General features: G+C 74.5%; 8 protein-coding genes. 6 read left to right on the top strand and 2 right to left on the bottom strand.

Annotated features, from left to right (window positions below):
- The first annotated feature begins 26 nt into the window (after positions 1 to 26).
- Genes SGFS_RS06870 through SGFS_RS06845 form a run of 6 tightly spaced genes read left to right on the top strand, consistent with a single transcriptional unit; the run spans position 27 to position 24603 of the window.
- The gene (locus tag SGFS_RS06870; RefSeq protein WP_286248497.1) at positions 27 to 14897 is read left to right on the top strand and encodes a type I polyketide synthase; all 14871 of its coding nucleotides are present in this window, start codon (positions 27 to 29) and stop codon (positions 14895 to 14897) included.
- 36 nt (positions 14898 to 14933) lie between these two features.
- The gene (locus tag SGFS_RS06865) at positions 14934 to 21143 is read left to right on the top strand and encodes a type I polyketide synthase (protein ID WP_286248495.1); all 6210 of its coding nucleotides are present in this window, start codon (positions 14934 to 14936) and stop codon (positions 21141 to 21143) included.
- A gap of 44 nt (positions 21144 to 21187) precedes the next feature.
- A complete protein-coding gene (locus SGFS_RS06860) occupies positions 21188 to 22060 on the top strand; it encodes a 3-hydroxyacyl-CoA dehydrogenase family protein (RefSeq protein ID WP_286248493.1) in 873 nt (290 codons plus the stop codon).
- A 5-nt stretch (positions 22061 to 22065) separates the two neighbouring features.
- Positions 22066 to 22332 (top strand): acyl carrier protein, encoded by a 267-nt coding sequence (locus tag SGFS_RS06855; protein ID WP_286248492.1) that lies wholly within the window; start codon positions 22066 to 22068, stop codon positions 22330 to 22332.
- The gene (locus SGFS_RS06850; protein WP_286248491.1) at positions 22325 to 23440 is read left to right on the top strand and encodes an acyl-CoA dehydrogenase family protein; all 1116 of its coding nucleotides are present in this window, start codon (positions 22325 to 22327) and stop codon (positions 23438 to 23440) included. The genes SGFS_RS06855 and SGFS_RS06850 overlap by 8 nt, the downstream gene beginning before the upstream one ends.
- Positions 23437 to 24603: an HAD-IIIC family phosphatase gene (locus SGFS_RS06845; protein WP_286248490.1), complete on the top strand. Its 1167-nt coding sequence runs from the start codon at positions 23437 to 23439 to the stop codon at positions 24601 to 24603. Before SGFS_RS06850 ends, SGFS_RS06845 begins: the two co-directional genes overlap by 4 nt.
- A 64-nt stretch (positions 24604 to 24667) precedes the next feature.
- Here the strand turns inward: SGFS_RS06845 and SGFS_RS06840 are convergent, their stop codons facing one another.
- Together SGFS_RS06840 and SGFS_RS06835 are read right to left on the bottom strand one after the other, a co-directional pair.
- Positions 24668 to 25336, bottom strand: a complete 669-nt coding sequence (locus SGFS_RS06840; protein WP_286248489.1) for an O-methyltransferase — start codon at positions 25334 to 25336, stop codon at positions 24668 to 24670.
- 117 nt (positions 25337 to 25453) lie between these two features.
- On the bottom strand, positions 25454 to 25765 hold the full coding sequence (locus SGFS_RS06835; RefSeq protein WP_286248487.1) for a hypothetical protein: 312 nt from the start codon (positions 25763 to 25765) through the stop codon (positions 25454 to 25456).
- Positions 25766 to 25784: the final 19 nt, after the last annotated feature.

Here is a 25784-nt window from a genome sequence, read left to right as displayed (position 1 = left end):
TTTCCAGGAGAAGGCGAGGATGCACAGTGAGCGACCAGACCGAGCAGAAGCTCCGCGACTACCTCAACCGCGTGACCATCGATCTGCAGCAGACCCGGCGACGGCTGAAGGACGTCGAGGAGCGCAGCCGTGAACCCATCGCCGTCGTCGCGATGAGCTGCCACTTCCCCGGCGGGGTGCACAGCCCCGAGGACCTGTGGAACCTGGTGGCGGACGGCCGCGACACCTACGCCGGGATACCCGCCGACCGGGGCTGGGACACCGCCCGGCTGGCCGGCGACGGCGTACCCGTCACCGGGGCCTTCCTGGACGACGCCGGCGGCTTCGACCCGGACTTCTTCGGCATCTCGCCCCGCGAGGCCCTCGCCATGGACCCGCAGCAGCGGTTGATGCTCCAGAGCTGCTGGGAGGCCGTCGAACGGGGCGGCATCGACCCCGTGTCGCTGCGCGGCAGCCGTACCGGCGTGTTCGCCGCCTCCATCGACCAGGGCTACATGTCCCTGGCCGACGGGGCGCCCGAGGGCGTCCAGGGCTTCCTGATGACCGGCAACGCCATCAGCGTCATGTCCGGGCGCATCTCCTACGTCATGGGCCTGGAAGGGCCGTCCGTCACCGTCGACACCGCCTGCTCCGCCTCGCTCGTCGCCCTGCACCTCGCCGCGCAGTCCCTGCGCAACGACGAGTGCTCGCTCGCGCTCGTCGGCGGCGTCAACGTGATGGCACTGCCGGGCGCCTTCGTGGAGATCTCCCGCCAGGGCGGCCTCGCCGCCGACGGCCGCAGCAAGCCCTTCGCGGCGGCGGCCGACGGCACCGGCTGGGGCGAGGGCGTCGGTGTGCTCCTGGTGGAGCGGCTCTCCGACGCCCGCGCCAACGGCCACCCGGTTCTCGCGGTGCTGCGCGGCAGCGCCATCAACCAGGACGGCGCCAGCAACGGCCTCACCGCGCCCAACGGCCCCTCCCAGCAGCGGGTCATCCGCGCCGCCCTCGCCGACGCCCAGCTCGCGCCGGCCGACGTCGACGCCGTCGAGGCGCACGGCACCGGCACCCGGCTCGGCGACCCCATCGAGGCCGACGCCCTGCTCGCCGCCTACGGCCAGGACCGCGCCGAGGACCAGCCGCTCTGGCTCGGCTCGGTCAAGTCCAACATCGGCCACACCCAGGCCGCGGCCGGCGTCGCCGGCGTCATCAAGGTCATCATGGCGATCCGCCAGGGCGTCCTGCCGCAGACCCTGCACGTCGACGCGCCGACCCCGCACGTGGACTGGAGCTCCGGCGGCGTACGGCTGCTCACCGAGCGACGCGACTGGCCCGAGACCGACCGGCCGCGCCGCGCGGGCGTCTCCTCGTTCGGCATGAGCGGTACGAACGCACACGTCATCATCGAGCAGGCGCCCGAGGTCGAGCAGGCGTCCGCCATCGCGGCGGAGAGCGCCCCGGAGACACAGCCCGCCCTGCCCTGGCTGCTCTCCGGCCGCAGCCCCGAGGCGCTGCGCGACCAGGCCGCCCGTCTCGCCTCCTGGCTCGCCGACCGGCCCGGCCTCCGCCCGGCCGACATCGGCCACTCCCTCGCGGCCTCCCGCTCCGCCTTCGAACACCGGGCCGTCGTCGTGGCCGACCGGCCCGACGGCTTCCTGCGCGGGCTCGCCGCCGTCGCCGCGGGCAGCAGCGCCGCCGAGACCGTCACCGGCCGCACCGGCGCGGGCGACGGCAAGACCGTGTTCGTCTTCCCCGGCCAGGGCTCGCAGTGGGTGGGCATGGCCCGCCGACTCCTGGACGAGTCACCGGTGTTCGCCGCCCGCATGGCCGAGTGCGAACAGGCCCTCGCCCCGCACCTGGACTGGTCGGTGTCGGCGGTGGTGCGCGGGGAGCCGGACGCCGCGCCGCTGGACCGCATCGACGTCGTACAGCCGGTGCTGTTCGCCGTGATGGTCTCGCTCGCCGCCGTGTGGCAGTCGTACGGGGTCGAACCCGACGCCGTCGTGGGCCACTCCCAGGGCGAGATCGCCGCCGCGTACGTCGCCGGCGCCCTGAGCCTCGCCGACGCCGCCCGTATCGTCGCCGTACGCAGCCGCGCCCAACTGGAGTTGTCCGGCACCGGCGGTATGGCATCGGTGGCGCTGCCGGCCGACACCCTGAGGGACCGTCTGCGGGCCTGGGACGGCCGCCTGTCGGTCGCCGCCGTCAACGGCCCGACCTCCGCAGTCGTCGCCGGGGACCCCGAGGCCCTGGACGAGTTCCTCCAGCAGTGCGAGGAGCGCGAGGTGCGGGTCCGGCGGGTCGCAGCCGACGTGGCGGGCCACTCCGCACACATGGACCCGCTGCGCGACCGCATGCTCGACGCCCTCGCCCCCGTCCGGCCGGCCGCCTCCGAGATCCCGTTCTGCTCGACCGTGACCGGCGGCCCGCTCGACACGACCGGACTGGACGCCGCGTACTGGTTCCGCAACATGCGGCAGACCGTCGAGTTCGACGCCGCCGTACGCGACCTCGTCCGGCGCGGCCACTCCGTCTTCGTCGAGATCAGCCCGCACCCCGTGCTCACCGTGCCGACCCAGGACATCCTCGACGACCTCGCCGACCCCGACGCGGCGGTCCCCACCCCGCCGACCCTGGTCACCGGCACCCTGCGCCGCGACGAGGGCGGCCTGCACCGGGTGCTCACCGCCCTCGCCCAGGTGCATGTGCACGGCGTACGGGTGGACTGGGCGGCCGTCTTCGCCGGTCACCGGCCCGAGCGGGTCGAACTGCCCACGTACGCCTTCCAGAACCGGCGCTTCTGGCTGGAGCCGCAGACCCGGCCCGGCGCCGCGACGGAGGTCACCGACCCGGCCGATGCCGCCTTCTGGGCCGCCGTCGAACGCGAGGACGTCGCCGCCGTCGCCGCGACGCTCGGGGTCGAGGCCGCCAGCTGGAGCGACGTCCTGCCCGCCCTCTCCACGTGGCGCCGCAACCGCCGGGACCGGGCCGTCCTCGACGGCTGGCGCTACCACGTCGACTGGCAGCGGCTCACCGCCCGCACCGCCGGACCGTTGCGGGGCCGCTGGCCGGTCCTCGTCCCGGACGGCCACGCCGACGACGAGACGGTCACCCGTGCCGTCGAGGCCCTCCGCGAGCGCGGCGCCGATCCCGAACTCGTCGTCCTGGACCACACCCACACCGACCGGACGCGGCTCACCGACCACCTGCGCGAGCTGCTGGCCGACACACCGGAGACACCGGAGACACCGGAGACGACCGGCACGGAAACCGCCCTGGCCGGAGTCCTCTCCCTGCTGGCCCTCGACGAGCGGCCGCACGACGGTCTGCCCGCCCTGCCCGTGGGCCTGGCGCTCACCACCGCGCTCGTCCAGGCGCTGGACGACCTCGGGGTCCGCACCACGCTGTGGTGTGTCACCACGGGCGCGGTCCCGGTGCACCCCTCCGACCCGGTGCCCCACCCGGTCCAGGCCCTCACCTGGGGCTTCGGCCGCACGGCGGCGCTCGAACACCCGAGCCTGTGGGGCGGTCTGATCGACCTGCCCGAGCAGTGCGACGCACGCGCCGGACAGCTGCTCGCCGACCTCCTGGCCGGGGCCGGCGACGAGGACCAGATCGCGATCCGGTCCTCCGGCGCCCACGCCCGCCGACTGGTCCGCGCCACCCCCTCCGCCCCCGCGCCGTCGGCTCCCTGGCGGCCCTCCGGCACGGTCCTCGTCACCGGCGGCACGGGCGGGCTCGGCGCACACGCCGCCCGCTGGCTCGCCCAGGGCGGCGCCGAGCACCTGGTCCTCGTCAGCCGCCGGGGCGCCGACGCCCCCGGCGCCGCCGAGCTGGAGGCCGAACTCACCGCGCTGGGCACCGGGGTGACCCTGGCCGCCTGCGACATCACCGACCGCGAGGCGCTCGCCGCGCTGGCCGACCGGGTCGCCGCCGACGGCCACCCCGTCCGCGCCGTCCTGCACACCGCGGCCGCCGCCCAGCTCTTCCCCGTACGCGACGAGAACCCGGCGAGCATGAACGCCACCCTGGCCGCCAAGGTCCAGGGCGCCGCCAACCTCGACGCCGTCTTCGCCGACACCGACCTGGACGCCTTCGTCCTGTACTCCTCCGTCTCCGGCGTGTGGGGCAGCGCCGACCACGCCGCCTACGCGGCGGGCAACGCCTACCTCGACGCCCTCGCCGCCCACCGCCGCGGCCGGGGTCTCGCCGCCACCTCCGTGGTGTGGGGCATCTGGAGCGCCGAGGGCGGCGGCCTCGCCACCAGCGACCTCGAACGCGCCCTGCTGGAACGCGGCATCCCCTTCATGGACCCGCGCCTCGCCATCACCGGACTCCAGCGCGTCCTGGACGACGACGAGACCGTCGTCGTGGTCGCCGACGTCGACTGGGCCCGCTTCGTGCCCGTCTTCACCTCCGTACGGCCCAGCCCCCTCATCGCCGACCTCCCCGACGTCCGCGCCCTCGCCGAGGACCGCAGCGAAGCGGAGCCGGGCGACACCGACGACGTCTCCACGCTGCGCCGCACCCTGGCCGGCCTGCCCGAGCCGGAGGTCCGCCGCACCCTGCTGGAACTCGTCCGCACCAACGCAGCCGCCGTCCTCGGCCACGAGTCCGCCGACGCCGTCCTGCCCGAGCGGGCCTTCCGCGAGCTGGGCTTCGACTCGCTGATCGCCGTCGAGCTGCGCAACCGGCTCAACACGGTCACCGGTCTGCGGCTGCGCGCCACCGTCGTCTTCGACTACTCCTGCGCGGCCCTCCTCGCCGAGCACCTGCGCGCCGAACTCCTCGGCGACACCGCCCCGTCGGCCACCTCGGCGGCCGTCGTCCCCGTCGCGGACCCCGACGAGCCCATCGCCGTCGTCGCGATGAGCTGCCGCTTCCCCGGCGGCATCGACACCCCGGAGCGGCTGTGGCAGCTGCTCTCCGACGGCGGCGAGGTGCTGTCCGGCATGCCCGCCGACCGTGGCTGGCCCCTGGACCGCCTCTACCATCCCGACCCCGACCACCAGGGCACCTCGTACGTCCGCGAGGGCAGCTTCCTGCACGACGCGGGCGACTTCGACCCGGCCTTCTTCGGCATCTCGCCCCGCGAGGCCGTCGCCATGGACCCGCAGCAGCGGCTGCTCCTGGAGACCTCCTGGGAGGCCATCGAACGGGCCGGCATCGACCCGGGATCCTTGCGCACCACCTCCACGGGCGTCTTCGCCGGCGTCAACTACCAGGACTACACCTCGCTCGCGGGCTCCTCACCCGAGGGCGGCGAAGGCCACCTGGTCGCGGGCGGCGCCGCCAGCGTCGTCTCCGGGCGCGTCGCATACACCCTCGGCCTGGAGGGCCCGGCCGTCACCGTCGACACCGCCTGCTCCTCCTCGCTGGTCGCCATGCACCTCGCGGCGCAGGCCCTGCGCGGCGGCGACTGCTCGCTCGCCCTGGCCGGCGGCGTCGCCGTCATGGCCACCCCGGGCGTGTTCGTCGGCTTCTCCCGGCAGCGCGGCCTCGCCGCCGACGGCCGCTGCAAGGCGTTCGGTGCCTCGGCGGACGGCATGGGACTCGCCGAGGGCGTCGGCGTGGTGCTCCTGGAGCGCCTCTCGGACGCCCGCCGCAACGGCCACCCGGTCCTCGCCGTCCTGCGCGGCAGCGCCGTCAACCAGGACGGCGCCAGCAACGGCCTGTCCGCCCCCAACGGCCTCGCCCAGCAGCGGGTCATCCGCCAGGCCCTCACCAACGCCGGGCTGACCGGCGCCGACATCGACGTCGTCGAGGCGCACGGCACCGGCACCACCCTCGGCGACCCCATCGAGGCCGACGCCCTGCTCGCCACCTACGGACAGGACCGCCCGCACGGCCGCCCCCTGTGGCTCGGCGCGCTGAAGTCCAACATCGGCCACACCCAGGCCGCCTCCGGAGTCGCCGGAGTGATCAAGACGGTGCTCTCCCTGCGGCACGGCGTGCTCCCGCGCACCCTGCACGCCGAGGAGCCCTCCCCGCACGTCGACTGGGCCTCCGGCGAGGTCGAACTGCTCACCGCGGCACGCGACTGGCCGGAGACCGGGGCGCCCCGTCGCGCGGGCATCTCCTCCTTCGGCTTCAGCGGCACCAACGTGCACGCCATTCTCGAACAGGCCCCGCCCGCCCCCGACGACGCACCGGAGCCCCGGCCCGCCGCCGCGCCGGTCCTGCCCTGGGTGCTCTCGGCCAAGTCACCGCAGGCCCTGGCCCACCAGGCCCAGCGGCTGCGCGACCACCTCGCCCGGGGCGGCGCCACCGACCCGCTGGACACCGGCTACTCCCTGGCGACCGGCCGCGCCGCCTTCGAACACCGCGCGGTGCTCTTCGGCACCGAGGGCGGCTCCCCGTCGGCCGCCCTCGACGGGCTGGCCGGCGGCGAGGACACCGACGCGGGTCTGATCCGTGGCGTGGCCGACACCGACGGCCGCCGGGTGTTCGTCTTCCCCGGCCAGGGCGCCCAGTGGGCCGGCATGGCGGTGGAACTGCTGGACACCTCACCGGCGTTCGCCGCCTCCATGGCCACCTGTGAGCAGGCCCTGCAGCCGTACGTCGACTGGTCGCTCGACGCGGTGCTGCGCGGCGCCCCGGACACGCCGCCCTTCGAACGGGTCGACGTGGTCCAGCCCGCGCTGTGGGCCGTGATGGTGTCGCTGGCCGCCCTGTGGCGCTCCTGGGGCGTCGAGCCCGACGCCGTACTGGGCCACAGCCAGGGCGAGATCGCCGCCGCCGTGGTCGCCGGAGCCCTCTCCCTGGACGACGGCGCCAAGGTCGTGGCCCTGCGCAGCCGCGCGATCCTCTCCCTCGCCGGGCACGGCGGCATGGTCTCCGTGGCCGTCCCGCGCGGGCGGGCCGTCGAGCTCGTCGACCGCTGGTCCGGGCGCCTCTCCGTCGCCGCCGTCAACGGACCGTCCGCCGTCGTCGTCTCCGGCGACTCCGAGGCACTGCGCGAGCTGATCGCCGCCTGCGAGGAGGACGGCGTACGGGCCCGGACCATCGCGGTGGACTACGCCTCCCACTCCGCGCACGTCGAACGCATCCGCGAGGAACTGCTCGGGGCGCTGGCCGACATCCAGCCCGTCGCCGGACAGGTGCCGCTGTTCTCCACCCTCACCGGGGACTGGCTCGACACGACCGCGATGGACGCCGGGTACTGGTACCGGAACCTGCGCGAGACCGTGGAGTTCGACGGAGCCGTACGCGCCCTCGCCGAGCAGCGCCACCAGGTCTTCGTCGAGGTCTCGCCCCACCCGGTGCTCACCATGTCCGTCCAGGACACCCTGGAGGACGCAGAGGCCCCGCAGACCGTGGTGACCGGCACACTCCGCCGCGACGAGGGCGGCCTCGCCCGCGCGCTCGCCTCGGCCGCCGAACTGTGGGTGCGTGGCGTCCCGGTGCAGTGGCCGGTCCTCTTCGAGGGCACCGGCGCCCGCCGCACCGACCTGCCCACCTACCCGTTCGAGCACAAGCGCTACTGGCTCCAGGGCGCCGAACCGACCGCTCAGGCGGGCGCCGAGGACGAGGTGGACTCCGAGTTCTGGCGGATCGTCGAGCGCGGCGACGTCGCCGAGGCCGCCGGCAACCTGGCCGTGGACGCCGAGACGCTCGGCACGGTGCTGCCCGCCCTGAACGCCTGGCGCCGCAGGCAGCGCGAGGGCGCGGCCGTCGACACCTGGCGCTACCGCGTCGACTGGCAGCCGGTCACCGACCCGCCCGCCGCCCCCCTGTCCGGCATGTGGCTCGTCGTCCTGCCCGAAGGACAGGACGACGAGCCACATGCCCAGCTCCTCCGGGACGCCGTCCTGACCGTCACCGAAGCCGGCGCCGAAGCCGTGACCGTGCTGCTCACGGACGCGGACGTCGACCGCGCCGCCCTCGCGGACCGGCTCGGCACCGCCCTGGACGGCCGCACCCCGCAGGGCGTCCTGTCGCTGCTGGCGGTCGCCGGACGGCCACACCCCGACCACCCCGCGGTCTCCGCGGGCTCGGCCCTCACCCTCGTCCTCGTCCAGGCGCTCGGCGACCTCGGCGTCGAGGCCCCGCTGTGGTGCGCCACCCACGGAGCCGTCTCCACCGGCGACACCGACCCGCTCACCGCCCCCGACCAGGCACTGATCTGGGGCACCGGCATGGTCGCCGGCCTGGAACACCCCACCCGCTGGGGCGGCCTGGTCGACCTGCCGCCGACCCTCGACTCCCGCTCCCGCGACCGGCTCCGCGCGACCCTCGCCGGTGCCACCGGCGAGGACCAGCTCGCCGTCCGCGCCGCCGGACTGCTCGCCCGCCGCCTGGTCCGCGCCCCCCGCCTGCCCGGCAACCGGCCCGCCTGGAAGCCCCGGGGCACCGTCCTCGTCACCGGCGGCACCGGCGCCCTCGGCCCGCACGTCGCGCGCTGGCTCGCCCGGGGCGGCGCCGAGCACCTCGTCCTCCCCGGACGGCGCGGCGCCGACGTACCAGGAGCGGACGAACTGCGCGCCGAACTCGCCGAGCTGGGCGCCCAGTTGTCACTGCCCGCGTGCGACGTCGCCGACCGCGAGCAGGTCGCCCGGCTGCTCGCCGGACTGGAGGAACAGGGCACGCCCGTCACCGCCGTCTTCCACGCCGCCGCCTACATCCAGCTCGCCTCCCTGGACGACACCCCGCTCGACGCCTTCGCCGAGGTCGTCGCCGCCAAGGCGGACGGGGCCCGGCACCTGGACGAACTCCTCGACCGCGAACTCGACGCCTTCGTCCTGTTCTCCTCCATCGCCGGCGTCTGGGGCAGCAGCAACCACGCCGCCTACACCGCCGGCAACGCCTACCTCGACGCCCTCGCCGAGCACCGCAGGGCCCGGGGCCTGAGCGCCACCACCGTCGACTGGGGCGTGTGGTCGGCCGCCAACCCCTGGGCCGTCCGCGAGACCGTCGACGAATCCGACTTCTACCGCGTGCAGAAGCAGGGTCTGCCGCTCATCGAGCCCGACCTCGCGCTCGCCGGACTCCAGCAGGCACTCGACGACGACGAGACGGTCATAGCCCTCGCCAACGTCGACTGGGAGCAATTCGCGGCCGTCTTCGGCTCCGTACGGCCCAGCCGTCTGCTCACCGGCGTACCGGAGGCCAGGCGTCAGCTGGAGGAGGCCGCCGCGCCCGGCACGGACGCCGCCACCCCGGCCGCCAACGTGCTGCGCGAGCGCCTGGACGGGCTGGCCGAGGCCGAGCAGCGCCGCGTCACCCTGGACCTCGTCCGCACCCACGCGGCGGCCGTCCTCGGGCACGACTCCCCGGAGGCGCTGCGGCCCGGCAAGGCGTTCCAGGAACTCGGCTTCGACTCGCTCACCGCCGTCGAACTGCGCAACCGGCTGCGCACCGCCACCGGCCTGCGGCTGCCCGCGACCCTCGTCTTCGACTACCCGTCCGCGGCCGTGCTCGCCGAGCACATCCGCGCCGAGGTACTCGGCGAGCGCCAGGCCCCCGCCGACCGGGAGCCCGCGCCCCTCGGCACCGCGGCGGCCGACGAACCGATCGCGATCGTCGCGATGAGCTGCCGCTTCCCCGGCGGGGTGCACACCCCCGAACAGCTGTGGCGGCTGCTGGAGGAGGGCGGCGACGTCGTCTCGGAGTTCCCGACCGACCGCGGCTGGCCACTGGAGTCGATGTTCGACCCCGACCCGGACCAGCCCGGCACCAGCTATGTACGGCACGGCGGATTCCTGTACGACGCCGGTGAGTTCGACGCCGACTTCTTCGGCATCTCCCCGCGCGAGGCCGTCGCCATGGACCCGCAGCAGCGGCTGCTCCTGGAGACCTCCTGGGAGACCTTCGAGCGCGCCGGCATCGACCCGGAACGCCTGCGCGGCAGCGACACCGGCGTCTTCACCGGCGTCAACTACCAGGACTACGGCGCCTCCGTGGCCCAGACCCAGGAGAACGAGGGCCACCTCCTCACCGGCAGCGCGGCCAGCGTGATCTCCGGCCGCATCTCCTACACCCTCGGCCTGGAGGGCCCGGCGGTCACCGTCGACACGGCCTGCTCCGCCTCCCTCGTCGCCGTGCACCTCGCGGCCCAGGCCCTGCGCGCCGGCGACTGCTCGCTCGCCCTCGCGGGCGGCGTCGCGGTGATGTCCAGCCCCGGCGCCATCATCAGCTTCGCCCGTCAGCGCGGCCTCGCCGCCGACGGCCGCTGCAAGGCGTTCTCCGACACCGCCGACGGCATGGGCATGGCCGAGGGCGTCGGCGTGATCCTCCTCGAACGGCTCTCCGAGGCGCGCCGCCGCGGGCACCCCGTCCTGGCCGTCCTGCGCGGCAGCGCCGTCAACCAGGACGGCGCCAGCAACGGCCTGACCGCCCCCAACGGCCCCTCCCAGCAGCGGGTCATCCGCGCCGCCCTCGCCAACGCCCGCCTCTCGGCGGCCGACATCGACGTCGTCGAGGCACACGGCACCGGCACCAAGCTCGGCGACCCCATCGAGGCGCAGGCCCTGCTCGCCACGTACGGCCAGGAACGCGCCGACGCCCGCCCGCTGTTGATCGGCTCCCTGAAGTCCAACATCGGCCACACCCAGGCCGCCGCGGGCGTCGCGGGCGTCATCAAGACCGTGCTGGCCCTCCAGCACGGACAGGTGCCGCCCACCCTGCACGTCGACCGGCCCTCGACCCAGGTCGACTGGACGGCCGGAGCCGTCGACGTGGTCACCGACCCGACCCCGTGGCCGCGCACCGGCCGCCCGCGCCGCGCCGGCATCTCCGCGTTCGGCATGAGCGGCACCAACGTGCACGCCATCCTCGAAGAGGCCCCGGAGGAGGCCCGGCAGCAGACACCCGATCAGGCACCGGCCCTGCCCGTCGCCTGGCCGTTGTCCGCGAAGTCCACGGACGCCCTGCACGGCCAGGCCGCGCGCCTGACCATCCACCTGACCGAGGCGCCGGGCGACACGCCCGCCGACATCGGCCGGGCCCTGGCCACGCGCACGGCGTTCGAGCACCGCGCCGTCCTCGTGGGCGACAGCACCCGCCTGCCCGCCGCACTGACCGCGCTCGCCGACGGTGGCACCGCCCCCGACCTCGTACGAGGCGTCGCCGACACCGTGGGCCGTACGGTCTTCGTCTTCCCCGGGCAGGGCTCGCAATGGGCGGGTATGGCGCGGGAGTTGCTGGACGAGTCGCCGGTGTTCGCGGCGCGGATGGAGGAGTGCGAGCGGGCACTGGCTCCCTTCGTGGACTGGTCGTTGCTCGACGCCGTGCGGTCGGGCAGTGCCTGGGATCGCGTGGACGTGGTGCAGCCGGCGCTGTTCGCGGTGATGGTGTCGCTGGCGGAGGTCTGGCGGTCGTTCGGCGTCGTGCCGGACGCCGTCGTGGGGCACTCGCAGGGGGAGATCGCCGCCGCCGTGGTGGCGGGTGCGCTGTCCCTGGAGGACGCCGCCCAAGTGGTCGCCCTGCGCAGCAAGACCCTCGACGCGCTGGCCGGACGCGGCGGCATGGCCTCGCTGTCCCTCCCCGCCGACCAGGCTCAGACCGCCCTCGCCCCCTGGGCGGGCGCCCTGTCGGTCGCCGCGCTGAACGGGCCCGCCACCACCGTGGTCGCGGGCGACTCCGAAGCCCTGACCGCCCTGCTCGCGGACTGCGAGGCCAAGGGCGTACGCGCCCGGCGCATCGACGTCGACTACGCCTCCCACTCCGAGCACGTCGAAGAGATCCACGGCGTACTCATGGACGCCCTCGCCGGCATCAAGCCGATGCCGGCCAAGGTGCCGCTGTACTCCACGGTGGACGAGGGCGGCTGGCTGGACACCACCGGCATGCACGCCGGTTACTGGTACCGCAACCTGCGGCTGACCGTCGGCTTCGACCCCGCCGTCCGCACCCTGGCCGACGAAGGGTTCACCTCCTTCGTCGAGGTCAGCCCGCACCCCGTGCTCACCATGGCCATCGAGGAGACCGCCGAGGCCGCAGGACGCGAGGCCGTCGTCCTCGGCACCCTGCGCCGCGACGAGGGCGGACTGCGACGCGTCCTGCTCTCGGCGGCCGAACTGTGGGTGCGCGGGGGAGTGGTCGACTGGACCGCCGCGTTCCCCGGCGAGACCACGGCCCAGCTGCCGACGTACGCCTTCCAGCGGCGCCGCTACTGGATCCAGCCGCCCGCCGCGACGCCCCGCGGGCCCGGCGCCACCGGGCATCCGCTGCTCGGCACGGCCGTCGAGGTCGCCGACACCGGGGACCTCGTGCTCACCGGCAGCCTGTCGACCCGCACCCACCCCTGGCTCGCGGACCACGCGGTCTCCGGCGTGGTCCTGCTGCCCGGCACCGGCTTCGTGGAACTGGCCGTACGCGCCGGCGACGAGGCGGACTGCCCCCGGGTCGAGGAACTGACCCTCCAGGCACCGCTGGTGTTCGACCGGGACGCCGCCGTCCAGATCCAGGTCCGGGTCGGCGCGCCCGACGACACCGGGCGGCGCACGCTCGGCGTGTTCTCCCGGGCCGAGGACGGCAACGGCACCCCGTGGACCGGCCACGCCACCGGCGTCCTCGCCCCCGTCGCGACCGACGACCCGACGGCCCACCCGTACGGTGCGGCCTGGCCGCCCGCCGGAGCCGAACCCGTGCCCGTCGACGGCCTCTACGAGCGGTTCGCGGACGCCGGCTACGGCTACGGCCCCGCCTTCCACGGCCTGCACGCCGCCTGGCGCCTGGGCCAGGACGTCTACGTGGAGGTCCGGCTGCCCGAGGACCAGCACACCAGGGCCGCCGACTTCGGACTGCACCCCGCGCTGCTGGACGCCGCCCTGCACGGCCTGTGGCTGGCCACCCCGGACGGCGCCGACCAGAGCGACGAGCCCGGCACGGCCCGGCTGCCCTTCTCCTGGGAAGGCGTACGCCTGCACGCCTCCGGGGCGACCGAGCTGCGCGTACGGCTGAGTTACGACGACACCGGCTCGGTGGCCCTGTCCGCCGCCGACCCGGCCGGGCGTCCGGTCGCCGACGTGGCCGCGCTCGCCATCCGCCCGATCGCCGTGGACGCCCTGCGCGGCGCCGCGGCCCAGGGACGCGACTCGCTGTTCCGGCTCGACTGGACCGCCCTGCCCACCACCACCGAGCCGCCCGTCGGCCGGTGGGCCGCGCTCGGCGCGGGTCAACTGCTGCCCGAGACCCACGAGGACCTCGACGCGCTCGCCGCCGCCGTGGACGAGGGCGCCGCCGTGCCCGACGTGGTCGTCACGGCCTGCCCGCCCGGCGGGAACAGCGCGGACGCGGCCCGCACCGCGCTCGCCGACACCCTGCGCCTGCTGCAGACGTGGCTGGCCGACGACCGCTGGGCCGACACCCGTCTGGTCCTGATCACCCGGGGCGGTGTCGCCACCGCGCCCGGCGAGGACATCGCCGACCTGGCCGACGCCGCCGTGTGGGGGCTGGTGCGCTCCGCGCAGTCCGAACACCCCGACCGGTTCGTCCTCGTCGACGCCGAGGACCCGGCCGACGCCCTGAGGGCCCTGCCCGCCGCCCTGGCCGCCACGGAACCCCAACTCGCGGTACGGGACGGGCGTACGCTCGCGCCGCGGCTGGTCAGGACAGCGGCGGCCGACACCGCCGCCGTCAAGCCGTGGGACCCCGAGGGCACGGTCCTCGTCACCGGCGCCTTCGGCGTCCTCGGCGGCCTGGTGGCCCGCCACCTGGTCACGCGGCACGGTGTACGGCACCTGCTGCTGACCGGGCGGCGCGGCGCCGACACCCCCGAGGCGACCGCCCTGGTCGACGAACTCACCGCCCTGGGCGCCCAGGTGGAGGCCGCGGCCTGCGACACCGCGGACCGCGACGCGGTGGCCGCACTGCTCGCCGGCATCCCCGACGCCCACCCGCTCACCGCGGTGGTCCACTCGGCCGGCACCCTGGACGACGGGGTCATCGGCTCGCTCACCCCCGAGCGCCTCGACCACGTCCTGCGCCCCAAGGCGGACGCCGCGCTCAACCTGCACGAACTGACCCGCGACCTGCCGCTGGCCGCCTTCGTGCTCTTCTCCTCCGCCTCCGGCACCGTCGGCAGCTCCGGGCAGGGCAACTACGCCGCGGCCAACGCCTTCCTGGACGCCCTGGCCCAGCACCGTCGCGCCCAGGGCCTGCCCGGCCAGTCGCTCGCCTGGGGCATGTGGGCCGAGCGCTCCACCCTGACCGGCACCCTCGACGAGGTCGACCTGCGCCGCATCGCCCGCGGCGGCGTCGGCGCCCTCACCTCCGACGAGGGCCTCGCCCTGTTCGACACCGCCCTGGAACGGGACGACGCCGTACTGGTCCCGGTCCGGCTCGACCTGGCCAGGCTGCGCGCCAGGGCGGGCACCGCCGCCGTACCCGCCCTCTTCCGGGCCCTGGTACGCGGCGCCGCCCGCCGGACGGCCGCCACCGGCGGCGACCTCGACGGGGCGGACGCGCTGCGCAAGCGGCTCGCGGGTCTGGCCGCCGACGACGCCCACGCCGTGCTCGCCGACCTGGTGTGCGCGCACGCCGCCGATGTCCTCGGCCACGCCGGAGCCTCGGCCGTCGACCCCGAACGCGCCTTCCGACAGCTCGGGTTCGACTCGCTGACCGCGGTGGAACTGCGCAACCGCCTCAACGCGGCGACCGGCCTCCGGCTCCCCGCGACCCTGGTGTTCGACTACCCGAGCCCGGCCGCCGTCGCCGGGTACTGCGCCGAACGCCTCGCCCCGGCCGGCTCCGCGTCGCAGGCCCCGGCGCCCACCCTGGCCGACGACGAGATCACCCGCGCACTGACCACCATCCCGCTGGACAAGCTGCGCGGCTCCGGCCTGCTGGAGGCACTGATGGCACTGGCCGGACCGGACCGGGACGGCGGCACGACGGAGTCGTCCGGACGGGCGGCCGACATCCAGGAGATGGACGTGGACGGCCTCGTACGGCTGGCACTGGGGAGCGAGAGTGCCTGACCGCGCAACGGCCCGGAACGGGATGTGAGGAGAGGAATGTCCACGGACAAGGTGGTCGAGGCGCTGCGCGCCTCCCTGCTGGAGAACGAGCGGCTGCGCGGCGAGAACGTACGGCTGCGCGACGAGTCCCGGGAACCGGTCGCCATCGTCGCGATGAGCTGCCGCTACCCGGGCGGGGTCCGCACCCCGGAGGACCTGTGGCGGCTGCTCGCAGAGGAACGCGACGCCGTCAGCGAGTTCCCCGCCGACCGGGGCTGGGACGTCGCCGACCTGTACGACCCCGACCCGGACACCCCGGGCACCTCCTACACCCGGGAGGGCGGCTTCCTGCACGACGCCTGCGGCTTCGACGCCGGCTTCTTCGGGATCTCGCCCCGCGAGGCGCTGGCCATGGACCCCCAGCAGCGGCTGCTCCTGGAGACCTGCTGGGAGGCCGTCGAACGCGGCGGCATCGACCCGCTGTCCCTGCGCGGCAGCCGCACCGGCGTCTACGCGGGCGTCATGTACAACGAGTACGGCGCCCGGCTGACCCGGATGCCGGAGGACGTCGAGGCGTTCATCGGCACCGGCACCGTGCCCAGCGTGGTCACCGGCCGGATCGCGTACACCCTCGGCCTGGAGGGCCCGGCCGTCACGATCGACACCGCGTGCTCGTCGTCGCTGGTCGCCCTCCATCTGGCCTGCCAGGCGCTGCGGGCGGGGGAGATCACCCTCGCCCTGGCGGGCGGTGTCACGGTGATGTCCACACCGAGCCTGTACGTCGGGTTCAGCCGCCAGCGCGGCCTCGCACCCGACGGCCGCAGCAAGTCGTTCGCCGCGGCGGCCGACGGCGCCGGGTTCGGCGAAGGCGTCGGCGTCCTGCTCCTGGAGCGACTGTCGGACGCCCGCCGCAACGGCCACCCCGTGCTGGCACTGGTCCGCGGCTCGGCGGTCAACCAGGACGGCGCCAGCAACGGCATGACCGCGCCCAACGGCCCCTCCCAGCAACGGGTGATCCAGCAGGCCCTGGCCGCAGCGGGCCTCTCGCCCGCCGAGGTCGACGCGGTGGAGGCACACGGCACCGGCACCCGCCTGGGCGACCCCATCGAGGCGCAGGCACTGCTGGCCACCTACGGCCAGAACCGCCCTGCGGACCGGCCGCTGCTGCTCGGCTCGCTGAAGTCCAACCTCACCCACACCCAGGCCGCGGCCGGGGTCGGCGGCATCATGAAGATGGTGCTCGCGATGCGCCACGGCGTGCTGCCCCGCACCCTGCACATCGACCGGCCCACCCCCCAGGTGGACTGGACCGAGGGCGACATCGAACTGCTCACCACTGCCACGCCCTGGCCGGCCAACGACCACCCGCGCCGCGCCGGCGTCTCCTCCTTCGGCGCCAGCGGCACGAACGCCCACGCGGTCCTGGAGGCGCCGCCCGCCGAAACGGAGGCACTCGCGGACGTCGAGCGCGCGGATGTCGAGGACGTGGCGGTCGAGGACGCGGCGGTCGAAGCCGAAGCCCCCAACCCCGTCGCCTGGCTGCTCTCCGCCAAGGGCGAGACGGCGCTGCGCGCCCAGGCCGCAGCCCTCCACACCCATCTGACGGACACTCCGCAGGCACGCCCCCTGGACGTCGGCCTCTCGCTGGCCACCGGCCGGTCCCGGTTCGCCGACCGCGCCGTCGTCGTCGGCGACGACCGCCCCGCCCTGCTGTCCGGCCTGGCCGCGCTGGCCGCCGGACGGCCCGACCCGGCGGTCGTCACCGCCCGCGCCCAACCCGGGCGCAAGGCCGTATTCGTCTTCCCCGGCCTCGGCTCCCAGTGGCCCGGCATGGCCGCGGAACTCCTCGACGAGTCGACGGAGTTCGCCGCCCGGATCGCGGACTGCGAACACGCGCTCGCCCCGCACCTCGACTGGTCGGTCACGGCAGTGCTGCGCGGCGCGCCGGGCGCACCGACGCTGGACCGGGTGGACGTCCTCCAACCCGTCCTGTTCTCCGTGATGGTGTCCTTGGCGGCGCTCTGGCGGTCGTACGGCGTCGAGCCCGCCGCGGTCGTCGGGCACAGCCAGGGCGAGGTCGCCGCCGCCTGCGTCGCGGGCGCCCTCACGCTGGAGGACGCGGCCCGGGTGGTGGCGCTGCGCAGCCGGGCCCTGGCCGGACTCTCCGGTGGCGGCGGCATGGCCACCGTCGTGCTCTCGCAGGCCGAACTCGCCCCGTACCTGGAGCGCCGCTCGGGCAAGGTCACGGTCGCCGCCGTCAACGGCCCCCGGGTGCTGGTCGTCGCCGGACCCGGCGACGAGGTCGGGGCCCTGGTCGACGAACTCGCCGCCGAGGGCGTCATGGCCTGGCGCATCCCCGTGGACTACGCCTCGCACTCCGACGACGTCAGCACCGTACGGGACCGGCTGCGCGAGGACCTGGCCGGTCTCACCCCCGGCGCCCCCGCCGTACCCCTGGTGTCCACGGTGGACGCCGACTGGATCGGCGCCGGTGATCTCACCCACGACTACTGGTACCGCAACCTCCGCCAGACCGTCCGCTTCCACGACGCGATCCGCCTGCTCCTCGACGCCGGGCACCGCACCTTCGTCGAGGTCAGCCCGCACCCGCTGCTCACCTACGGCATCGGCGACACCGCCGCCGACGCCGGCGCGGACGACGCCGTGGTGCTGGGCACCCTGCGCCGCGACGAGGGCGGCCTGAACCGGATGCTCCTGGCACTCGGCGAGGCACACACGAACGGCGTGACCGTCGACTGGCGGCACGCGTTCGACGGCACCGGCGCCCGCCGCACCGACCTGCCGACGTACGCCTTCCAGCGCACCCACTACTGGCTCGACGTGCCCGCGCACGCCGGGGACCCCGAGTCGGCGGGCCAGACGGAGACCGGACATCCGCTCCTGACCGCCGCCGTGGACCTGCCGGACGGCGACGGCGTCCTCTTCACCGGGCGCCTCTCGCCGCGCACCCACCCGTGGCTCGCGGACCACGCGGTCTCCGGCACGGTACTGCTGCCCGGCGTCGCCTTCGTCGAGATGGCCGCCCACGCCGCCGCCCACGTCGGCTGCACGACGGTGGAGGAACTCACCCTGGCCGCACCGCTGGTGCTCGCGGGCGACGAGGCGCGGCGGCTCCGGCTGACCGTGGACGCCCCCGACCCCGACGGCCGCCGGGCCGTGGCGCTGTACTCCCGCCCCGACGACCCCGACTCCGCCGAACCCTGGGTACGCCACGCCGCCGGCACCCTCGCCGAGACCCCCGTACCGGCGCCCGGTGACCCCGGCCGGTGGCCGCCCGGCGACGGCGCCGAACGGCTCGACCTCGACAGCCTGTACGCCGACTTCGAGGCGGCCGGGGTCCACTACGGCCCGCTCTTCCAGGGCCTGCGCGCCGCCTGGCGGATCGGCGCAGAGATCCACGCCGAGGTGGCGCTGCCCGAGTCGGCGCCGGGGACCCGCGAGAGCGGCTTCGCCGTCCACCCGGCGCTGCTCGACGCCGCGCTCCAGACGGTCGCCCTGCGCCCCGACGGCACCGACCCCGACCGTACGGGAGGCGTGCCGCTGCCGTTCTCGTGGCACGACGTCACGGTCGCCCCGGCGGCCGACCCGGTCCTGCGCGTGGTGCTGGCACCGGGTGAGCAGGGAGGCGACGCCGTGTCGGTGCGGGTCACCGACCGCACCGGACGCCCGGTCGTGACGGTCGGCGCCCTGACCCTGCGGGCGGCGGCGGGCGCCCCGGCCGCTTCCGAGCGCTCGCTGTTCCGCCTCGACTGGACGCCGCTGCCCGCCACCGAGCCGTCCACCGGCACCTGGGCCACGCTCGGCGCGTCCGACGGCGACCTGCTGCCGGCCGGCTTCAGGGCCGACCGACGCACCGACCTCGCCGACGTGCCCACGACCTCCGACGCGGTGCTGGCCCTGTGCCCGCCCGCCGAAGGCTCAGGACCCGAGGCGGCCCGCGCCGCTCTCGGCACGGCACTGGACCTGCTCCAACGTTGGCTGGCGGCGCCCGAGTTCGCCGACACCCCCCTCGTGCTGCTCACCCGCGGAGCGGTCGACCTCGACGGCACGGAGGCGGACCTGTCGGGCGCCGCCGTCTGGGGCCTGCTGCGCACGGCCCAGTTGGAGCACCCCGGCCGCTTCGTGCTGCTGGACACCGACGGCGGCGACGGCCTCGAAGCCGCCCTCGCCACCGCCCTGGCCGAGGACGAACCCCAACTGGCCCTGCGCGACGGCACCTTGTACGCCCCCCGCCTGGTCCGCCCGCCCCTCGCCCCGGACCGGGCCCCGGCGTTCGACCCCGACGGCACCGTCCTGATCACCGGCGGCGCAGGCACCCTCGGCGGACTCGTGGCCCGGCACCTGGTCACCACCCATGGCGTACGTCACCTGCTGCTGCTCGGCCGCCGAGGCACCGCGACCGAGGGCATCGCCGGCCTCACCGACGAACTGAGCGCGGCCGGAGCCCAGGTCACCGTCGCGGCCTGCGACGTCGCCGACCGGGAGATGCTGGCCGACGCGCTCGCGGCGATTCCCCCGGAGCACCCGCTGCGTGCCGTCGTGCACACGGCCGGCGTACTGGACGACGGGCTGCTGGAGTCGCTCACCCCGCAGCGACTGTCGGCCGTGCTGCGCCCCAAGGCCGACGGCGCCTGGAACCTGCACGAGCTGACCCGGGACCACGACCTGACGGCCTTCGTCCTGTTCTCCTCATCCGCCGGTGTCTTCGGCAGCCCCGGCCAGTCCGCCTACGCCGCCGCCAACGCCTTCACCGACGCCCTCGCCGCCGCCCGTCACCGGGCGGGGCTGCCCGGCACATCCCTGGCCTGGGGCCTGTGGGAGCAGCGCACCGCCCTCACCGCCGACCTCAGCGACACGGACCTGCGGCGGATGGCACGCGGCGGGGTGCGCGCGCTGTCCACCGAGGAGGGCCTGGCGCTGTTCGACGCCGCTCTGGCCGGCGACGATCCCGTACTGGCACCGGTGGGCCTCGACCTGCGGGCCCAGCGCGGCGGCCCGGTGCCGCATCTGCTGCGCTCGCTGATCCGGACACCCGCGGCCCGCCGCCGGGGCTCGGACCCCGACGCGTCGCTGCGGCCCCGGCTCGCCGCCGCCTCGGAGACGGAACAGGGCGAGATCCTGCTGCGGCTGGTGCGGACGCACGCGGCCGAGGTGCTCGGCCACAGCGACCCGGACGCGCTGTCCCCGAGCGACGCCTTCCTGGAGACCGGCTTCGACTCGCTGACCGCCGTCGAACTGCGCAACCGCCTCTCGGCCGCGCTCGACCTGCGGCTGCGCCCCACCGCCGTACTCGACAGCGGAACCCCGGCCCGGCTCGCCGAGCACCTGCGGGCCGAACTGGCCCGGAGTTCCGCTCCCGGAACCGGGCAGTCGGCCGGTGAACCGCCGCACGACCCGGTCAGCGCCCTGTTCCGGCAGGCGTGCGAGGTGGGCCGGATCCACGAGGGCATCCAGATCCTCCAGCAGGCCGCGAAACTCCGCCCCGACTTCGGGTCCGGCGCCGACCTGCTGCGCTCGTCCGGACGGCGGCCGGAGCTGCTGCGGCTGCACGTCCGCGACGACGCGCCGGAACTGGTCTGCTTCGCCTCCGTGGTGGCGCTCGGCGGAGCCCACCAGTACAGCCGCTTCGCGTCCGCCTTCGAGGGCCGGTTCGGCGTCAGCGCACTGGACGCCCCGGGCTTCGCCCCCGACGAGCCGCTGCCCGCCGACATGTCCGCCCTGCTGGACTTCCAGACCGAGGTCCTCCTGCGGCGCCTCGGCGACCGCCCGAAGGTCCTGCTCGGCTCCTCCTCGGGCGGCACCCTGGCCCACGCGGCCGCCGCCCGTCTCGAAGCACTCGGGGCCGGCCCGGCCGCGGTGGTGCTGCTGGACACCTATCTCTCCGACGACGAGGCGATGACCCAGTTCGACGACGTACTGGTCAGCGGCATGTTCGAACGCGAGGACCGGGCCGCCCCCATGGACGGCACCCGGCTGACCGCCATGGGCCGGTACTTCCAGCTCCTCGACGACTGGACACCGCCCCCCGTCAAGGCGCCCGTCCTGCTGGTCCGCGCCTCGCAGCCTCTCGCGGAACCGGCACCGGACAGCGGCATCGACTGGCGGGCCTCATGGCAGTCCGCGCATTCCGTCCTGGACGTTCCGGGAAATCACTGGTCAATGATGGAACAGCATCTGAAAACGACCGTGCAGGCCGTCACCGGATGGCTCGATTCGGCCGTTCCGGAATTCCCCCGGAGCCACTGAGGAATCCCGTCGGAAGCAACCTGTGAAAAATGAAGTGGAGTGAAATGTCCGGAAACAATTCCAGCGACGCGGAGAAGACGCCTCGGCTCACCGTCCTGGGCGCCGGCGTCATGGGCGTCGGTATCACCACCCTGGCGATCGGCCACGGTGTGCCGGTGACTCTGGTAGACGTCGACCAGGCAAAACGTGAGGCGGCGGACGCCCGCATCGAACACGAACTGCGGCTCGCGCGGTTGATGGGCGCCCTGCCGGACGACCTTCCCGCAGGGGAACTCGTCATCAGCGATTCGGTGGCCGACGCGGCCGGTTCCACCGCGGTCATCGAGGCAGTCACGGAAATGGCGGAGCTGAAGGAGAAAGTGATCGCGGAGGTTTCCGCGGCCGTTTCACCTGGTACTCTCCTGGTGTCCAACACGTCGTCCATTCCCATTGACGAACTGGCCTCGGCGGCCGTGCGTCCGGCGGACCTCGTGGGCACGCATTTCATGAATCCGTCCTATCTCATCCGCACGGTCGAGGTCATTCGCGGTGCCCGCACCGGCGAGGCCGCCATGGACGCCGTACGGGCCCTGCTCACCACCCTGCGCCGCCGGCCCGTGGTGGTGCGGGACGCCCCCGGCTTCGTGACCAGCCGGGTCCTGCACCCGATGATCAACGACGCGGCGCGGGTGGTGCAGGAGGGCACCGCGACCGCCGAGGACGTCGACGCCCTCATGCAGGGCTGTCTGGGGCACGCCACGGGTCCGTTGCGCACCGCGGACCTCATCGGCATCGACAACCTCGTCGACTCGCTGAACGTGCTCTACGAGCGCACCGGCGACGGCGGCTGCCGTCCCTGCGACCTGCTGCTGGAGAAGGTGCGGGCAGGCGACATCGGCCGGAAGTCCGGCCGTGGTTTCTACGAATACGAGGGGTGAAGGTCATGACCATGCCATCCGAGACCGTGGAGAAGGAACTCCTCGACTTCCTTCAGGTCCGCACCAAGACCGTCTGGGAGGCGGACACCGACCTCTTCGCGTCCGGCGGACTCTCGTCCCTGTTCGCCATGGAACTCGTCGTCCACCTGGAGAAGTCCTACGGCATCGCGATCCGGGGCGCCGACCTGCGACTGGACAACTTCCGTACCGTCACGGGCATGGCGGCCCTGGTCCGCCGGCTGCGCGCGGCCGCCGGGGACGGCGGTGAGTGACCGCCTCGCCGAGGCGACGGCCTCGGTCACCGGCCTGGTCGGTGACCGGGCCGGTGACTGGGACCGCTCGGGTCTGCTCCCCGCCGAACTGCTGAGAAAGCTCGGCGCCTCCGGACAGCTGTGCACCGGCGTGCCCACCGAGTACGGCGGCCTCGGCTGGGACAGCCGCACCGGCGGTGAGTTCACCGCCCACGTCGGCAGCCTGTGCAGCTCCCTGCGCAGCGTCATGACCTCCCAGGGCATGGCCGCCTGGACCGTCGAACGGCTGGGCAGCGAGGCACAGCGCCGCGATCTGCTGCCCCGCCTCACCTCGGGCGAACTGGCCGCCGTCGGCTTCAGCGAGACCCAGGCCGGCAGCGACCTGTCCGGCATCGACACCCGGATCACCGTCGACGGCGACACCGTCGTGGTCGACGGCCACAAGGTCTGGATGACCGCCGCCCACTACGCCGACCTGCTCATCGTCTTCGGACGGCTGGGCGACGGCGGCGCCGCCGTGGTCGTGCCCGCCCGGGCTCCCGGCGTCCACGTACGCCGGGTCGCCGACCCCCTGGGATGCCGCGCCGCCGGACACGCCGAGGTCCGCCTCGACTCCGTACGCCTCCCCGCCGACAGCGTGCTCGGCGGCGAGGGCCTGTCCCTGCCGCTGCTCGTGACCACCGCCCTGGCCTACGGGCGGATGTCGGTCGCCTGGGGATGCGTCGGAATCCTGCGCGCCTGCCTCACCGCCACCACCCGACACGCCTCGTCCCGCACCCAGTTCGGGCAGCCGCTGGCCGGCCACCAGTTGGTCGCCAAGCACCTGGCCGACCTGTTCGTCGCGGAACAGGTCGCCTCCCGCGCCTGCGAACACGCCAGCCACTGCTGGGACAACGGGTCCCCGGACATGGTGGTCGCCACCATCCTCGCCAAGCACGTCAGCGCCGGCCACGCGGCCCGCGGCGCCGCATCGGCCGTCCAGGTCATGGCGTCGGCGGGCGCCCAGGACGGCCACCCGGTGGCCCGTGCCTACCGCGACGCCAAGCTGATGGAGATCATCGAGGGCAGCAACGAGATGTGCGAACTCATGCTCGCCCAACACGCGTTGACAACTGTGGAGCGGACATGAGCGACAAGACCGGCGCCGACGCGCCGGCCATGGTGAAGTGCCTCGTCTGGGACCTCGACAACACCCTCTGGCAGGGCACCCTGCTGGAGGACACGGAGGTACGGCTGCCCGACGCGATCCGCGCGGCGATCGTGGAACTCGACTCGCGCGGCATCCTGCAGTCCGTCTGCAGCCGCAACGACCACGACCTGGCCTGGGCACGCCTCGAAAAGCTGGGCGTCGCCGAGTACTTCGTGCTGCCCGAGATCGGCTGGGGCCCCAAGTCCGAGGCGGTCAGGCGTATCGCCGACGGCCTGAACTTCGCCCACCGCACCATCGCCTTCATCGACGACCAGCCCGCCGAACGGGCCGAGGTGGCCTACCACCTCCCGGACGTCCGCTGCTACCCGGCCGAGGACGCCCTCACCCTCACCGGCCTGCCCGAGTTCAGCCCCGCCGTGAGCACGGTGGACTCCCGGCGCCGTCGCGAGATGTACCAGGCCGGTTTCCGCAGGGAGGGCGAACGGTCCGCCTTCGAGGGCCCGGACGAGGAGTTCCTGCGCTCCCTCGACCTGGTCATGACCATCGGCCGGGCCACCGAGGAGGAGATCACCCGGGTCGAGGAACTCACCCTGCGCACCAGCCAGATGAACGCCACCGGAGTGCACTACTCCGACCGGGCACTACGCGACCTGCTGGCGGATCCCGGCCACGAGGTCCTGGTCACCAGCCTCACCGACCGGTTCGGACCGCACGGAGCCGTCGGCGTCATGCTGGTCGAGAAGCACCCGGCCGTATGGCACCTGAAGCTCCTCGCGACCTCCTGCCGCGTGGTGTCCTTCGGCGCCGGATCGGTCATCCTCAGCTGGCTCGTCGACCAGGCCGCCGCGGCCGGGGTCCATCTCGTGGCCGACTTCCGCAGAACGGACCGCAACCGCATGATGGAGGTCGCCTACCGGTTCGCGGGCTTCGACGAGGAACCCTGCGCCTGCCGGGACGCCGTACCGACGGCACCCGCGCAGACCGGGGGAGCCGACGAGACGGCGGCCGAGGAAGGGGAGGGGCAGGTCGAGCGGCTGCATCTCGCTGCCACGCCTCGGCCCTCCTCCACGACCATCCGCCTGATCGCCCCCGACCTGGCCGCACGGCCCGCCGCCGACACCTCGGTGGCTGCCGGAGCGTGACCTCGCGACAACAAAGGGCCTCGCCGCGCCGGAGCGCGCGGCGAGGCCCTTGTCGTGCACGCCGTCAGGCGTCCTTGCGCCGGGCGAGCGTGATGCCGTCGGCCATGGTGAGCATGCTCAGCTCCACCCGCTCGTCGGCGCGCAGCCGGGCGTTGAGTTCACGCACCCCGGCCGTGTCGGCGTCCGTGAACTCCGGGTCGGCGACCCGCCCGAAGAAGAGGGTGTTGTCCACCACGACGAGGCCGCCCGGCCTGAGCAGTTCCAGGGACAGCTCGTAGTACCGCGGGTAGTTCGCCTTGTCCGCGTCGATGAACACCAGGTCGAAGCCGCCCGGGCCCTCGTCGGCGAGCAGCTTCTCCAGGGTCTCCGTCGCGTCACCGACCCGCAGGTCGATCACGGGGTCCACACCGGCCCGCTTCCAGTACTCCGCGCCGATCGACGGCCAGCGGTCGGTGATGTCGCAGGTCACCAGCCGTCCGCCGACCGGCAGGGCACGGGCCATGCACAGGGTGCTGTAGCCGGTGAAGGTGCCGATCTCCACCACCGACGCCGCCCCGGTGAGACGGACCAGGAACGCCAGCAACTGCCCCTCCTCGGCGGGCACCTGCATGGCGACGCCCGCGGGTAGCTCGGCGGTCACCTCGCGCAGCTCGCGCAGAAGGTCGTCCTCGCGGAGCGAGGTGTCCCTGACGTACTCCAGAAGTCGCGGCGTCATGCCGATCTGCTCAGCCATGGGTGAATCTCCGTCCCGGTGGGAGTCGGTGTGCGGACGACGCCGAGGGGCGGAAGCGCCGGACGACAAACCAGGGGCGTGCCCACGCACGGGCACGCCTCGACTTCGTCCGCGCGCTCAGAACCCGGCGTGCCCGAGGATGGGGGAAACCTGGGGGCGGTGGCCGCCCACGCCCTCGTCGTCGGCGCCGTGCCACAGGCCGGAGTCGTAGGGCATGTCGGACACGTGAACGGCGGGCCGCTCGCCCGCCGGCGCCGAGCCGGCCTGTTCACCGACGAGCGCGGAGACATTGACGCGCAGCCGCTCCACGTCGTCGGCCAGGTCGAGGAACGCGGTCGGCTCGCCCGGCCTCGCAGACCGCAGCGAGTCGACGCAGCGCGCCAGCCGGTCGACGGTACCGAGCAGTTCTCCGAGGTCAGATCCGGGCATCGCGCCTCCTCCGTGTCGG

Source organism: Streptomyces graminofaciens (genome assembly GCF_030294945.1).
In the GTDB taxonomy this organism is placed as follows: domain Bacteria; phylum Actinomycetota; class Actinomycetes; order Streptomycetales; family Streptomycetaceae; genus Streptomyces; species Streptomyces graminofaciens.
This window is presented reverse-complemented; position numbering and strand designations above follow the sequence as displayed.

Excerpts from the sequence above, each read along its gene's own strand:
- SGFS_RS06865 (WP_286248495.1), top strand. The coding sequence starts at position 14,934 with ATGTCCACGGACAAGGTGGTCGAGGCGCTGCGCGCCTCCCTGCTGGAG.
- SGFS_RS06860 (WP_286248493.1), top strand. The coding sequence starts at position 21,188 with ATGTCCGGAAACAATTCCAGCGACGCGGAGAAGACGCCTCGGCTCACC.
- SGFS_RS06855 (WP_286248492.1), top strand. The coding sequence starts at position 22,066 with ATGACCATGCCATCCGAGACCGTGGAGAAGGAACTCCTCGACTTCCTT.
- SGFS_RS06845 (WP_286248490.1), top strand. The coding sequence starts at position 23,437 with ATGAGCGACAAGACCGGCGCCGACGCGCCGGCCATGGTGAAGTGCCTC.
- SGFS_RS06840 (WP_286248489.1), bottom strand. The coding sequence starts at position 25,336 with ATGGCTGAGCAGATCGGCATGACGCCGCGACTTCTGGAGTACGTCAGG.
- SGFS_RS06835 (WP_286248487.1), bottom strand. The coding sequence starts at position 25,765 with ATGCCCGGATCTGACCTCGGAGAACTGCTCGGTACCGTCGACCGGCTG.